General features: G+C 43.2%; 13 protein-coding genes. 7 read left to right on the top strand and 6 right to left on the bottom strand.

All coding sequences use genetic code 11. From position 1 onward, the window contains the following. Window positions 1-187: 187 nt before the first annotated feature. The 6 genes from mnmE to rpmH form a co-directional block, all read right to left on the bottom strand. A complete protein-coding gene (gene mnmE, locus DXB15_RS00530) occupies window positions 188-1,564 on the bottom strand; it encodes a tRNA uridine-5-carboxymethylaminomethyl(34) synthesis GTPase MnmE (protein WP_109215666.1) in 1,377 nt (458 codons plus the stop codon). 425 nt (window positions 1,565-1,989) lie between these two features. Continuing rightward, a complete protein-coding gene (gene jag / locus DXB15_RS00535) occupies window positions 1,990-2,616 on the bottom strand; it encodes an RNA-binding cell elongation regulator Jag/EloR (RefSeq protein WP_109215667.1) in 627 nt (208 codons plus the stop codon). Between the two features lie 14 nt (window positions 2,617-2,630). Beyond that, window positions 2,631-3,932 carry a YidC/Oxa1 family membrane protein insertase gene (locus DXB15_RS00540; protein WP_109215668.1) on the bottom strand — a complete coding sequence of 434 codons (1,302 nt, stop codon included), beginning with the start codon at window positions 3,930-3,932 and terminating at the stop codon, window positions 2,631-2,633. Between the two features lie 17 nt (window positions 3,933-3,949). After that, window positions 3,950-4,159 carry a membrane protein insertion efficiency factor YidD gene (gene yidD, locus DXB15_RS00545; protein WP_021738094.1) on the bottom strand — a complete coding sequence of 70 codons (210 nt, stop codon included), beginning with the start codon at window positions 4,157-4,159 and terminating at the stop codon, window positions 3,950-3,952. Continuing rightward, the gene (rnpA, locus tag DXB15_RS00550; protein WP_109215669.1) at window positions 4,156-4,518 is read right to left on the bottom strand and encodes a ribonuclease P protein component; all 363 of its coding nucleotides are present in this window, start codon (window positions 4,516-4,518) and stop codon (window positions 4,156-4,158) included. The genes yidD and rnpA overlap by 4 nt, the downstream gene beginning before the upstream one ends. 64 nt (window positions 4,519-4,582) lie before the next feature. Then, window positions 4,583-4,717, bottom strand: a complete 135-nt coding sequence (gene rpmH, locus DXB15_RS00555; RefSeq protein ID WP_021738092.1) for a 50S ribosomal protein L34 — start codon at window positions 4,715-4,717, stop codon at window positions 4,583-4,585. Window positions 4,718-4,950: 233 nt separating this feature from the next. On the opposite strand from rpmH, the gene dnaA reads away from it, so the two are divergent. From dnaA to DXB15_RS00590, 7 genes are all read left to right on the top strand, one after another. Further along, on the top strand, window positions 4,951-6,300 hold the full coding sequence (gene dnaA / locus DXB15_RS00560) for a chromosomal replication initiator protein DnaA (RefSeq protein ID WP_118701716.1): 1,350 nt from the start codon (window positions 4,951-4,953) through the stop codon (window positions 6,298-6,300). A gap of 374 nt (window positions 6,301-6,674) precedes the next feature. Beyond that, a complete protein-coding gene (gene dnaN / locus DXB15_RS00565; RefSeq protein ID WP_109215671.1) occupies window positions 6,675-7,787 on the top strand; it encodes a DNA polymerase III subunit beta in 1,113 nt (370 codons plus the stop codon). Window positions 7,788-7,877: 90 nt separating this feature from the next. Further along, a complete protein-coding gene (locus DXB15_RS00570; protein ID WP_021738089.1) occupies window positions 7,878-8,087 on the top strand; it encodes an RNA-binding S4 domain-containing protein in 210 nt (69 codons plus the stop codon). Beyond that, the gene (gene recF, locus DXB15_RS00575) at window positions 8,084-9,166 is read left to right on the top strand and encodes a DNA replication/repair protein RecF (protein WP_118701717.1); all 1,083 of its coding nucleotides are present in this window, start codon (window positions 8,084-8,086) and stop codon (window positions 9,164-9,166) included. Before DXB15_RS00570 ends, recF begins: the two co-directional genes overlap by 4 nt. A 10-nt stretch (window positions 9,167-9,176) precedes the next feature. Continuing rightward, window positions 9,177-11,093, top strand: a complete 1,917-nt coding sequence (gene gyrB, locus DXB15_RS00580) for a DNA topoisomerase (ATP-hydrolyzing) subunit B (protein ID WP_109215673.1) — start codon at window positions 9,177-9,179, stop codon at window positions 11,091-11,093. A 441-nt stretch (window positions 11,094-11,534) separates the two neighbouring features. Beyond that, window positions 11,535-14,063 carry a DNA gyrase subunit A gene (gyrA, locus tag DXB15_RS00585; protein ID WP_109215674.1) on the top strand — a complete coding sequence of 843 codons (2,529 nt, stop codon included), beginning with the start codon at window positions 11,535-11,537 and terminating at the stop codon, window positions 14,061-14,063. Then, a complete protein-coding gene (locus DXB15_RS00590; RefSeq protein WP_109215675.1) occupies window positions 14,050-14,304 on the top strand; it encodes a hypothetical protein in 255 nt (84 codons plus the stop codon). Before gyrA ends, DXB15_RS00590 begins: the two co-directional genes overlap by 14 nt. Window positions 14,305-14,362: the final 58 nt, after the last annotated feature.

Genomic DNA, 14,362 nt, shown 5'->3' on the forward strand with positions numbered 1-14,362 from the left:
AACAAATGGAAAATACTATCATATTTTCTATTGATTATATAACATACAAACAATATACAAAATAAACATTACTCCATGTTTTTACAAAGAGAATTTATCCGAGCAGATATTTGTAATTTACTTATAGTACTTGTTTATAATCTAATTATTATTTCACAAAACAATAATTGAGCTAAATCCTGTTAGTTTATTTACCCATACAGAATTTACTGAAGATCTCATTTACCAGATCCTCACCCACAGATTCGCCGATAATCGTGCCTAAGACCTCATAGGCATTCATCATATCAATGGTAAAGAAATCTTCCGGCATTCCGTCGTCTATGCTCTGTAACACCATTTTCAGGCTGCTCTCTGCCTCTGCCAGAGCATTTTTCTGACGGATATTTGTGATATATACTTCATCATTGAAGGACAGTTTTCCACTGAAAAACATCTCCTCAATGAGTTTTTCCAGCTCATGGATTCCGGTGTTATTTTTTGCTGAAATGGAAAGAATCGGTTTGTCTAAACGTTCCTGTAAAATGGCTGCATCAGTCTTGGCATCCAGATCGGATTTATTTAACAGAACGATTGCTTTCTTATCCTGAATGGCTTCAATGATCTCCTGGTCGTTTTCATCCAGTTCTGTAGAGGAATCCACAACATAGATGATCAAGTCTGCTTTTTCAATATATTCTCTGGATTTGTTGACACCGATTTTTTCAACAATATCTTCTGTGTCGCGGATCCCGGCAGTATCAATGACGTTTAATCCAATGCCACCGATCTGAATCTGCTCTTGCAGAATATCGCGTGTTGTACCGGCAATCTCTGTAACAATGGCACGCTCCTCTCCCACCAGAATATTCAGCAGGGAGGATTTTCCGGCGTTTGGTTTTCCGACGATGGCGGTGTTGATACCTTCTTTTAACATTTTTCCGTTATCGGAAGAATCCAGCAGTTTTTTTACTTTGGAGTGGGCATCGCTCATGATCCCACGTAACTGCTCCGGATAGCCATCCAGTGAAACGTGCTCCGGATCATCCAGAGCGGATTCGATAAAGGCGATCTCATGCAGTACAACGGCACGGATGTCCTTTATTTTCTCCAAAACGGCGCCCTGTAACTGGCTGACGGAGCTCTTTAGCGCCAGCTCATTTTGGGCGTTAATTACGTCGATTACGGACTCTGCCTGGGACAGATCAATACGTCCGTTTAAGAATGCCCGTTTGGTAAACTCTCCCGGTTCTGCCGGGCGGGCTCCATATTTTAAAACTGTTTCCAGTATTTTTTTCATAACCAGAACACCACCGTGACAGTCGATTTCGATGGTATCTTCGCAGGTATAACTGCGCGGTGCTTTCATGATCAGAAGCATAACTTCATCTACTACTTCTTCACCGTCTACCACATAGCCATAATGGATGGTATGTGTCTCCATATCGGAAACCTTGCGGCTTCCCTTTTTTGGACGAAAAATGCGATCTGCAACTTCTAATGCTTCGTCACCGCTGATGCGGACGATTCCGATACCGGAATTAGACATGGCTGTTGCAATCGCTGCGATTGTATCAGTTTTCATATTTGTGTTCTTCTCTCAGATTAAATATTAATATACTTTCGGAACATTTCAAAATAGTTATTTTGTTATAATCAAAGAATCCGAAAGTATCTAATAGAAAATAAATTAGATGGTGGGGTCAAAAGATGCCATACGAATTGTTTCGTACTTCGTACTCTCACAATTATGCATCTTGTTTTTTTATTATAATATTTTTATTTCATAACGTAAAGAAAACTTTCAGCAAAAGACGGATGCCGGACGATAGGTTAATTTTCATCGTGGCTGCGAGCATAGCCCGCTTCCGTGAGTGTGTTTGAGCTTGCTGGTTTTGCAAGTGAGTTCGCGGAAGGAAGCGGATATAAGCGGCGCAGCAGACACAGAAAATTATCCGTGTCCACATCCGTCTTTGCTGAAAGTTTTTTAATTTAAAATAAACTCAAAAATTACTGTCTTTTTAATGTAATTACAACATGTCTGTAAGGCTCATCACCTTCGCTGTGTGTAGAAACGTAACGGTCATTCTGCAATGCGGAATGGATCACACGTCTCTCAAATGGGTTCATCGGCTCAAGAGATACTGCCTTTTTCGTACGTTTTACTTTGTAAGCAATATTCCTTGCGAGATTTTCCAGTGTCTCTTTTCTTCTCTTACGGTAATCCTCTGTATCAAGTTTTACTCTGGTATAAGTCTCAGAATGTTTGTTGATCGCGAGGTTTGTAAGGTACTGTAAAGAGTCAAGTGTCTGACCACGTTTGCCGATCAGAACGCCCATCTCATTGCCTTTCAGCTCTACATCGTATACATTTTCTTCATCGGAAGGTTTGATCAGAATCTCAACTTCCAGTCCCATAGCGTCAAATACCTGAGAAAGGAAATTTCTGATATGATCTACAACGGTATATTTTTTACGGGCTTTGATCTTTGCCGGTTTACTGTTGAATCCAAGAAATCCTGAACTGCCTTTTTCTAACACTTCATACTCAATCTGATCGCTTGTTACGCCAAACTCAACCAGAGCGTTTGTAAGTGCATCATCAACAGTTTTTCCTGTAAATTCGATAAAATCCATTACAATGCCCTCCCCTATTTTGTATTTTTGTTATTAAAATCTTTTACAAGATTTGCTTTGGAAGCCATGCTTCCCTCTTTGTATTTTTTGTTTGTATCCTGTTTCACATCTTTTGTGGAAACGGAAGCTGCTTTGTCTGCCATAGATCTGTACTGGATATTACGAGTGTTTACTTTGGCAGCGTTTGCGATCTGTTCGCCGGCTACGCCTTTTTTCTCAATTTTCTTCTTATTCTTTGCAGCTGCTTTTGCCTGGTTCTCTTTGATCACTTTCTCAAGATCCATCTTATCAAAATGCTTGTTCAGAAGGAACTGCTGGAAGCTTCGAATTACGGAACCTGCGATCCAGTAGATACCAACACCGACCGGAAGGAAGAATACGATGAATACAGAATATAAAGGCATCATGTAGTTCATCATCTTCATCTGACCTGCCATAGCTTCCTGCTGTCCGCCGTTTGAAGCTGCCTGTGGCATCAGACGGATATTCAGGAACTGTGTTAAAGCTGCAAGGATCGGTACAAGTAAAGCCAGAATAATCAGTACATAATGTCCTTCGTGAGCACTTGTTGTAATAATTGTCTTCGGAGAATATACGATATTGATTCCGAGGAAGTTATTAAAATGCTCTACTGCAGACTGGGTACTTGCAATAACATCTGACAGACCGCTGAATTTATCCTGGAGTAATGTCCAGTTATCGCTGGTACATTTGTACAATACGTCAACGATAGAATCATGAGCCTGCTGAGTCGTTCCTGAAAAATTCAGAGAAATACCACGGAATACGGAGTTTTTCTTGGAAACTGTCTCAAGGAAACTGTTCATGGTATCCTGATATCCGCTGGTACCCATAATACCGGTTACAACGCCGTCAAATGTACTCTTAACGTTTGTGATGTATGCCGGTACATTGTAAATAACACGATAGAGAGCAAACAGGATCGGGAGCTGGATCAGCATAAATACACAGCTACCGGACGGGGATACGCCGTATTTCTGGTAAACGGCCTGTGTCTCTTCATTCATTGCCTGAACAGATGCCTGATCTCTTCGGTTTTTATACTTTTTCTGAATTGCCTGAATCTCAGGATTCATGATCTGTGACATCTTTGAGAACTTCTGCTGCTTGTAGGTAAGCGGAAGTAAGCAAAGATAGATAACAATCGTAAATAAGATGATTGTTAAACCTACGTTCTGGATGTGTAAAAATTTATCCATAAAAGCGTAGATTGCGTTCATAAGGTAACCGAGTACCTTTGCGATTGGTCCTAAAATCTTACCTGAATTCTGAGTAAGTAAAAATAAGGAATCCATCTGGTTGCCTCCTATAATCATGGAACCGGATCGTAACCACCCTTTGAGAACGGATTACAGCGTAAAATGCGCCAGAGCGCAAGTAATCCACCCTTCCATGCTCCATACTTCTCTACCGCTTCCAGTCCATAGGTGGAACAGGTCGGGTAATACGGACATTTCGTGGTTTTCATCGGAGAAATATATTTACGATACCATTTTATTAAAAAAATCAATATTTTTTTCAATGTGATTCCATCTTCTTTTCTTCGGGGTTCATAATTTTCTGAAGATTTCCCAAGTGCAGCAATGCGGATTCGATTTCGTGATATGATGCGTTTTTTGCGCCTGCCCTTGCGATGACTACAATGTCCCAACCACTATGGAACATCTCTTCATGCAGTCTGTAACTTTCTCTTACTAATCTGGTAATATGGTGCCGGACAACACTGTTACCAACTTTCTTACTAACGGAAATTCCTAATCTGTTTCTGTCCGAGTCATTTTTCAGCGTATACATGACTAAAAGTCTGTTTGCATAAGATCTACCTTCCCGGTAAACTGTCCGGAAATCTCTGTTCTTTTTTAATGATTCTGAAAAATGCATGTCTCTTGTCCTCTGATTTACAACAATTTGTCTAAAGAGAAGAAAAGACCACAAACGTTGTGGCCTAAGCTGTTAATTTTTTTCTTCCTTTTAATCTTCTAGCGGCCAAAACTTTTCTTCCGCCTGCTGTACTCATTCTTTTTCTGAAACCGTGAACTTTCGCTCTCTGTCTCTTTTTCGGCTGATAAGTCATTTTCATATGTGATACACCTCCATTCCTCGTAGCATCATTTCGGATGATAACAAAAAAAGTCAGACAAGTCAATAGAAAATTGAAAAGTTTTAGAAAAACGTGTAAAACGCCCGAAAATCCATTTTTGCCCCGTCTATTATCCCCTGTACGGTTCGGAAGTTTTCATTGAAAAATGGCGCGATTTGAGTTATCATAGACATTGGATACTTACCGCTACTAATAAAGAAATGGAGATAGTTATGCAGTTAGTCGAAGAAAAATGGAGTGAGATCCTTCTGACTGTAAAACGGGAACATGAGCTGACAGATATTTCTTTTAATACCTGGTTGAAGCCGCTTCAGATCTTTTCTATCCAGAATAACCGCATTTTTGTACTGGTTTCCAGTGAGCAGATGGGACTTACTTATATTAATAAGAAGTATTACCTTCCACTCAAGGTTGCAGTGGCAGAGATCACCGGGATGGAATATGAGATTGAATTTGTTCTTCCGGAGCAGGCCAGAAAACTCAAAATGCCGCATCCGGCGCGGCAGGCTACGACAGAGGAAGCGGAACGGTCGAACCTGAATCCGAACTATACATTCGATACATTTGTAGTGGGAAATAATAACCGGTTTGCACAGTCAGCGTCGCTGGCAGTGGCAGAATCACCCGGAGAAATCTACAATCCGCTGTTTTTATATGGTGGTGTAGGTCTGGGAAAGACACATCTGATGCATTCCATTGCACATTTTATTCAGGAAAATCATCCGGGGATGAAGGTGCTGTACGTTTCATCGGAAACATTTACCAATGAACTGATTGAGGCGATTAGAAATGGCAATAATACTGCTATGAGCCGTTTTCGGGAGAAATACCGCAGTATCGACGTGCTTCTGATCGATGATGTGCAGTTTATTATAGGAAAAGAAAGCACGCAGGAAGAATTTTTCCATACCTTTAATGAACTTCATGTGGCGAAAAAGCAGATCATTTTGTCCAGTGACCGTCCGCCAAAGGAAATGGAGACATTAGAAGAACGCATCCGTTCCCGTTTTGAATGGGGACTTCTGGCAGATATCGGTTCGCCGGATTATGAAACCCGTATGGCAATCCTGAAAAAGAAAGCGGAGCGGGATGGATTTGAGCTGAGTGATGAGATCCTGAATTACATAGCGGTCAATATTAAGTCGAACATCCGTGAACTGGAAGGTGCCTTAAATAAGCTGATGGCGTACGTCAATCTGGTTCAGACGGAGATCACCATGGAGATCGCGCAGAAGGAATTGCAGAATATCATTTCACCGGACAAGCCACGCATTGTGACACCACAGCTCATTATGGAAGTGGTTGCGGAGCATTTTGGCATCAGTATCGAACAGATTTTGTCAAAATCCCGGAGTAATGATGTGGCAAAACCAAGGCAGATTGCCATGTATCTGTGTAAAAATATGACGGATGCATCGCTGGAAGCCATTGGAAAAGTGCTTGGCGGCAGAGATCACTCCACGGTGGTTCATGGGATTAAGAAGGTGGCAGAGGATGTCAGTGCAGATGAAGCTGTTGCAAAGACGGTAGAGACGATCAAGAAGAAAATTAACCCAAATTAAGTGGACAATATGTGGATAAACAGATGAAACATGCTGATTACATGTTGATATACGTGTAGATAACAGAGGAAAGCGTTGTGGAAATCTGTGGAAAAACGGAAATCTCAGGTATCACGTTGAGAGAAAATGTACGTGAGATCCTTTAAGGTGTGCTCTGATGCCGGAGAAAAACGGAATTTTTCACAGATTGTCCCCAAACTGTAAGTAGCAAATCCACAGCAAAAAACAGAAAAAAATATGGTGAAAATCTGCTTAACGTAAGGTGGTGGAACGTTATCCACTTATACACATGCGCTAAGACGATTACGACGAAAACCATTTATATATAGATATATTATGTGAAGCTATGATGCCTGAAAGGAGTTATTAACATTATGAAAATAATCTGTTCAAAAGCAAACCTGGTAAAAGGTGTCAGCATTGTATCAAAGGCTGTTCCGTCCAGAACAACCATGCCGATTCTGGAATGTATTCTTATTGATGCATCGGCAAATGAGATCAAGCTGACTGCGAATGATATGGAACTTGGAATAGAGACCGTGATTGAAGGAGAGATCGTTGAGAGAGGAATCATCGCACTGGATGCAAAATTCTTTTCTGAGATTGTTCGTAAACTTCCGGATAATGAGGTTGTGATCGAGTCGGATGATTCTTTCCAGACCATCATTACCTGTGAAAAAGCAAAATTTACCATCGCAGGAAAATCCGGTGAAGATTTTTCTTATCTTCCATATATTGAGAAAAATGAGTCCATCACCATTTCCCAGTTTACGTTAAAGGATGTGGTACGCCAGACCATTTTCTCTATCGCAGATAACGATACAAACAAACTGATGACCGGTGAACTTTTTGAAATCAACGAGAACCGTCTGAGAGTTGTATCTCTGGACGGACACCGTATTTCCATCCGAAATATCGAGTTAAAAGAAAACTACAGTCCGTTAAAGGTTGTCGTTCCTGGAAAGACACTTCAGGAGATCAGCAAGATCCTGACAGGTGAAGCTGAGGATATGGTGGATATTTATTTTGCAGACAACCACATTTTATTTGAGTTTGATCAGACAAAGGTGGTATCAAGACTGATCGAAGGCGAGTATTTCCACATTGATCAGATGCTTTCTTCTGATTATGATACAAAGGTAAAAGTAAACAAACGTGAGTTTTTAAGTTGTATTGACCGTGCAACTCTGCTGATCCGTGAGGGTGACAAGAAACCGATCATCCTGAACATTCAGGACGGAAGCCTTCAGTTAAAGATCAATTCCTTTGCAGGTTCCATGAATGAGGAACTTGAGATCGACAAAGAGGGAAAAGATCTGCTGATCGGATTTAACCCGCGTTTCTTTATCGATGCACTTCGCGCCATTGATGATGAAGAAGTTACTTTATATATGGTAAACCCGAAGGCACCTTGCTTTATCAAGGATGATGCAGGCACTTATACATACCTGATTCTTCCGGTTAACTTTAACGCAGCAACCGTATAAACGCAGTGGTGTCAGTAATACAGAAAACAGAGGTTTGGTTGTAGAACCTTTTGTAAGGTTTTACGATTAAACGGAAGATGGGAGAGACAAATGGAAAAAGTTATCATCAGAGATGATTTTATCAAACTTGGCCAAGCCATGAAGCTTGCAGGTATGGTTGGCTCCGGTGTGGATGCCAAAATGCTGATCCAGGACGGACAGGTAGAGGTCAACGGAGAGGTAGAATACCAGCGCGGCAAAAAGCTCCACGAAGGAGATGTCATTACATTTAACGGAGAGAGTGTTCAGATCGGCAAATGATTATAAAATCACTGGAATTAAAGAATTTTCGCAACTATCAGGCTCTCGGCATCGCTTTTGATGCCGGAACCAATATCTTGTACGGAGATAATGCCCAGGGAAAGACGAATGTGCTGGAATCCCTGTATGTCAGCGGAACCACAAAGTCCCACAAAGGCAGCAAGGACAAGGAAATGATCCGCTTTGACGCGGACGAGGCACATATCCGCACCATTGTGGAAAAAAACGGTGTGGAAAACAGGATTGATATTCATCTGAAGAAAAACAGTGCCAAGGGAATCGCAGTCAACGGCATTCCGATCCGGAAAGCCGGAGAACTGTTTGGAATCCTGAATCTGGTTGTTTTTTCTCCGGAAGATTTGAATATTATCAAAGACGGACCGGCGGGGCGCCGCAGATTCATGGATATGGAATTAAGTCAGTTAGACAGCATTTACCTGCACAATCTGACGAAATATCACAAGATTTTGCAGCAGCGTAACAAACTGCTGAAGGACATCCATTTCCGGCCGGATATGGAGGCAACGCTTCCGGTGTGGGATGAGCAGCTGGTGCTCTATGGAACGAAGATCATTCAGCGCCGACAGGCGTTTTTGCAGGAACTGAATGAAATGGTTCGGGGAATCCATCAGAATATTTCCGGAAATAAGGAAACGCTGCAACTTGTGTATGAACCGTCTGCCACGGCAGAGGAGCTGGCGGCGCGCATGGAGGAATCCCGCATGAAGGATCTGAAAATGGGAATGACGTCTTACGGACCGCACAGGGATGATATTTCCTTCCTGATCAATGAGACGGACATCCGCAAATACGGTTCCCAGGGGCAGCAGAGGACATCTGCACTTTCGTTAAAACTGGCGGAGATCGAGCTGGTAAAACAGCTGATCCACGATACGCCGGTATTACTTCTGGATGATGTGTTGTCAGAACTTGACAGCAACCGGCAGAATTATCTGCTGAACAGCATCCATGATATTCAGACCATCATCACATGTACGGGTCTGGATGAATTTGTTAAAAATAGATTTCACATAAATAAAGTGTTTTTCGTCAGGGAAGGCACGATAGCAGAACAGTAGGAGGACAGGAATGAGTACAGAATACGGTGGAGATCAGATTCAGATTTTGGAAGGTCTCGAAGCAGTACGAAAAAGACCGGGTATGTATATCGGAAGTACTTCTTCCCGCGGACTTCACCATCTTGTATACGAGATTGTGGATAACGCAGTGGATGAGGCACTTGCAGGATTTTGCTCGGAGATAAATGTAGTGATCAATGAAGGTGATACCATTACCGTTACCGATAACGGCCGTGGAATTCCGGTAGACATCAACCACAAAGCTGGAAAACCGGCGGTAGAGGTTGTATTTACCATTCTGCATGCAGGCGGAAAATTTGGCGGTGGAGGGTACAAGGTATCCGGCGGACTGCACGGTGTAGGTGCTTCCGTAGTAAACGCCCTTTCGAACTGGCTGGAAGTTCAGGTATGCAGAGACGGACACATTTATCAGCAGCGTTATGAGCGTGGAAAAACCATGTATCCGCTGAAAATCGTTGGTGACTGCCCGGCAGAGCAGACTGGTACAAAAGTAACGTTCTCTCCGGATGGAAGCATTTTTGAGGATACTGTATATGACTATGATGTACTGCGTCAGCGTCTGCGTGAAATGGCATTCCTGACCAAAAACCTGCGCATCGTTCTGACAGACAAGAGACCGGGACAGGAGCGCACAGAAACCTTCCATTACGAAGGCGGTATCAAAGAGTTTGTTCAGTATCTGAACAAGAGCAAAGAAGCTCTGTATGAAAACGTTATTTACTGTGAGGGAGAGCGTGACGGTGTCTATGTAGAGGTTGCAATGCAGCACAATGACTCCTACAACGAATCAACCTTCAGTTTTGTAAACAATATCACGACTCCGGAAGGTGGTACGCATCTTGCCGGATTCAGAAATGCCCTGACAAAGACATTTAACTCTTATGCAAAGGCAAACAAACTGGTGAAAGAAAACGAAGCAGCACTTTCCGGCGAGGATATCCGTGAGGGTCTGACCGCTATCATCAGTGTTAAAATCTCTGAGCCTCAGTTTGAGGGACAGACAAAACAGAAACTTGGAAACAGCGAAGCCCGCGGTGCGGTAGACAGCGTGGTAAGTGAGCAACTTACTTATTTCTTAGAGCAGAATCCGACGGTTGCAAAGACAATCTGCGAGAAATCCCTGCTGGCACAGCGTGCCCGTGAGGCAGCCCGTAAAGCCCGTGATCTGACCAGAAGAAAAACCGCTCTGGAGGGAATGTCCCTTCCGGGAAAACTGGCAGACTGCTCCGATAAAGATCCGAAAAACTGCGAGATCTACATTGTAGAGGGTGATTCCGCCGGTGGTTCCGCAAAGACAGCAAGAAGCCGTGCAACACAGGCAATTCTTCCGCTGCGTGGAAAAATCCTGAACGTAGAGAAAGCAAGACTGGATAAGATTTATGGAAATGCCGAGATCAAAGCCATGATCACTGCTTTCGGAACCGGTATCCATGAGGATTTTGATATTACAAAACTGCGTTATCACAAGATCATCATTATGACCGATGCCGATGTGGATGGTGCTCATATCAGTACCTTACTGCTGACCTTCCTGTATCGTTTCATGCCGGAACTGATCAAACAGGGTTATGTATATCTGGCACAGCCGCCACTGTACAAACTGGAGAAAAACAAAAAAGTATGGTACGCATACAGTGATGAGCAGTTAAATGCCATTCTGGCAGAAGTAGGACGTGACTCCAGCAACAAGATCCAGCGATACAAAGGACTGGGCGAGATGGATGCAGAACAGCTCTGGGAGACAACCATGGATCCGGAAAAACGAATCCTGCGCCGTGTCACCATGGACGAAGCTGCAACTGCAGAGATTGACCTTACATTCACAACCCTGATGGGAGACAAAGTAGAGCCGCGTCGTGACTTCATCGAAGCCAATGCGAAATACGTAGAGAACTTAGATGTATAGCAAGTGAGGAAAATACATACATGCGTTATGCTGGCATAAAAGAAGGTATGTATTTGACGAACGTAACATCTATGAGCAAGAAGCGAAGTGGATTGCGAATGGATGAATCAGACATTGTAATGTCTGATTTGCTATACATTATACATGCTGTAGTGACAGACGAAACGTAATAAGGGAAAAATAGAATATTGAAATTTATACAGAAACTGGAAGTGAAAAACCACAAAGCGAGACGGTAGGGCGATTTTCGTTATCGGAGTGAGCATAGCCCGCCTCCGTGAGTGTGTTTGAGCTTGCTGATCTTGCAAGCGAGTTCGCGGAAGGAGGCGGAAATAAGCGGCGCAACGAAGATAGAAAATCGTCCGTGTCTGCGTGTGGTTTTTCACAACAGTTTCGTAAAAAATAAAACACATTTTTCCCGCATCAAAGAGAGGAATATAAATGGACGACAAGATATTTGATCAGATCCACGACGTGGACCTGAAGAAAACCATGGAGAAATCCTACATCGATTATGCCATGAGCGTAATCGCATCCAGAGCTCTTCCGGATGTCAGAGATGGATTAAAACCGGTACAGCGCCGTGTTCTCTACTCCATGATCGAATTGAACAACGGACCGGACAAACCGCATCGTAAATGTGCGCGTATTGTCGGTGATACAATGGGTAAATATCATCCACACGGAGACAGCTCTATCTATGGTGCTCTGGTAAACATGGCACAGGAATGGTCTACACGTTATCCACTGGTGGATGGTCACGGAAACTTTGGTTCTGTAGATGGTGACGGTGCAGCCGCCATGCGTTACACTGAGGCGCGTCTGAGCCGGATTTCCATGGAAATGCTGGCTGACATCAACAAAAATACCGTTGATTTTCAGCCAAACTTCGATGAGACAGAGAAAGAGCCGGTAGTGCTTCCTTCCAGATACCCGAACCTTCTGGTAAACGGAACCACAGGTATCGCCGTAGGTATGGCGACAAACATTCCGCCACACAACCTGCGTGAAGTCATCGGTGCTGTTGTAAAAATCATTGATAACCGTGTAGAAGAAGACAGAGACACAACCATTGAGGAAATTTTGGATGTTGTCAAAGGTCCGGATTTCCCGACCGGAGGCATGATTCTTGGTACCGCAGGTATTGAGGAAGCATATCGTACCGGACGTGGCAAGATTCGTGTGCGTGCCGTGACAGATATCGAGCCGATGCCAAATGGCAAAAACCGTATCGTTGTTACAGAACTTCCATACATGGTAAATAAAGCCCGTCTCATTGAGAAAATTGCTGAATTGGTAAAAGATAAACGTGTGGACGGTATCACAGATCTCCGTGATGAGTCTGACCGTCAGGGTATGCGTGTATGTATCGAGTTGAGAAAAGACGTAAACCCGAACGTTATCTTAAATCAGTTATTTAAACATACACAGCTTCAGGATACATTTGGTGTTATCATGCTGGCTCTGGTCAATAATGAGCCGAAGGTATTAAACCTGCTTGATATGCTGAAATATTACCTGAAACATCAGGAAGACGTTGTAACAAGACGTACAAAATTTGAATTAAACAAAGCAGAAGAACGTGCCCATATTTTACAGGGCTTACTGATCGCGCTGGATAACATTGATGAAGTAATCTCCATCATCCGTGGCAGCCGTACGACACAGGAAGCAAAAACAAGATTAATGGAGCGTTTTGGTCTGACCGATGCACAGTCTCAGGCAATCGTAGATATGCGACTGAGATCTCTGACCGGTCTGGAACGCGAGAAGCTGGAAGCTGAGTACAAAGAGCTGATGGCACGTATCGCTGAGTTGAAAGCAATCCTGGCAGATGAGAAAAAACTGCTTGGTGTTATCAAAGAAGAAATCATGGTGATCAGTGCTAAATATGGCGATGACAGACGTACATCCATCGGATACGATGAGTACGATATTTCCATGGAAGACCTGATTCCAGTGACAAATACTGTCATTGCAATGACAAAACTTGGCTATATCAAACGTATGAGCGCTGATAATTTCCGTGCACAGCATCGTGGCGGTCGTGGTATCAAAGGTATGGAGACCATCGATGATGATTATATTGAGGAGCTGTTTATGACAACTTCCCACCATTATCTGATGTTCTTTACCAATACCGGAAAAGTATACCGTATGAAGGCTTACGAGATTCCGGAGGCAAGCAGAACGGCCCGCGGAACTGCTATTATCAACCTGTTGCAGCTGGCACCGGGTGAGAAGATCACAGCTGTTATTCCGATCAAGGAGTACAAAGAGGGCTGGTATCTGTTTATGGCAACCAAGAACGGTATTGTTAAGAAAACATCAATCACCGATTATGCAAATGTCAGAAAGACAGGTCTGGCAGCGATTACGTTACGAGAAGATGATGAACTGATCGAGGTTAAATTTACCGATGATTCACAGGATATTTTCCTTGTGACAAAATACGGCCAGTGTATCCGTTTCCATGAGACTGATGTAAGAAGCACCGGTCGTGTATCCATGGGGGTTATCGGTATGAGTCTGACAGACGGTGATGAAGTAGTCGGCATGCAGCTCAACACTCAGGGTGAGCATCTGCTGATCGTATCTGAGCGCGGACTTGGAAAACGTACTTCCATTGATGAATTTACTGCTCAGAACCGTGGCGGTAAAGGTGTAAAATGCTACAAGATCACAGAGAAGACCGGAAATCTGGTTGGCGTGAAGGCTGTAAATGATGATAACGAGATCATGATCATCAACACTGAGGGCATTATCATCCGTATGAAAGTCAGTGATATTTCTATCCTTGGTCGTGTCACATCAGGCGTGAAACTGATTAACATGGAAGATGATGTGAAAGTAGCAAGTATCACCAAAGTCAAAGAAGATGAGACTTTAGAAGGTGAAGAAGTTGCAGAGGATGCCAAAGGTATCGAAGCAGAGACTGCGACAGAGGCAGCAGGCGATGAGCAAGAGTAATCTGCTGACGGAAGAAGCATTTTCAAATGGAGAAAATGCGGAGACATATGAACAGTTAGATCTGTCGGAGCTGATCTATGGTATGCCCATGGGCGAAGCAGATTTTATGCTGAACGAGGCGCAGGAAATCCAGTACAATGAAATGTGTCAGGATTGCAGACAGGATTGCAAGCAGAGTTTTCGCTGTCAGGTGGTGGAATGCCCGAAGTTCAGGGTGAGAAGAAGCAGGAAGAAAAGATAAGACGGTTGAGATGTGCAGAATGATTATGGAAATGTCATATGGCACGCAGTTTGCAGAA

Source organism: Roseburia sp. OM02-15, assembly GCF_003481835.1.
GTDB classification, from domain to species: domain Bacteria; phylum Bacillota; class Clostridia; order Lachnospirales; family Lachnospiraceae; genus Eubacterium_I; species Eubacterium_I ramulus_A.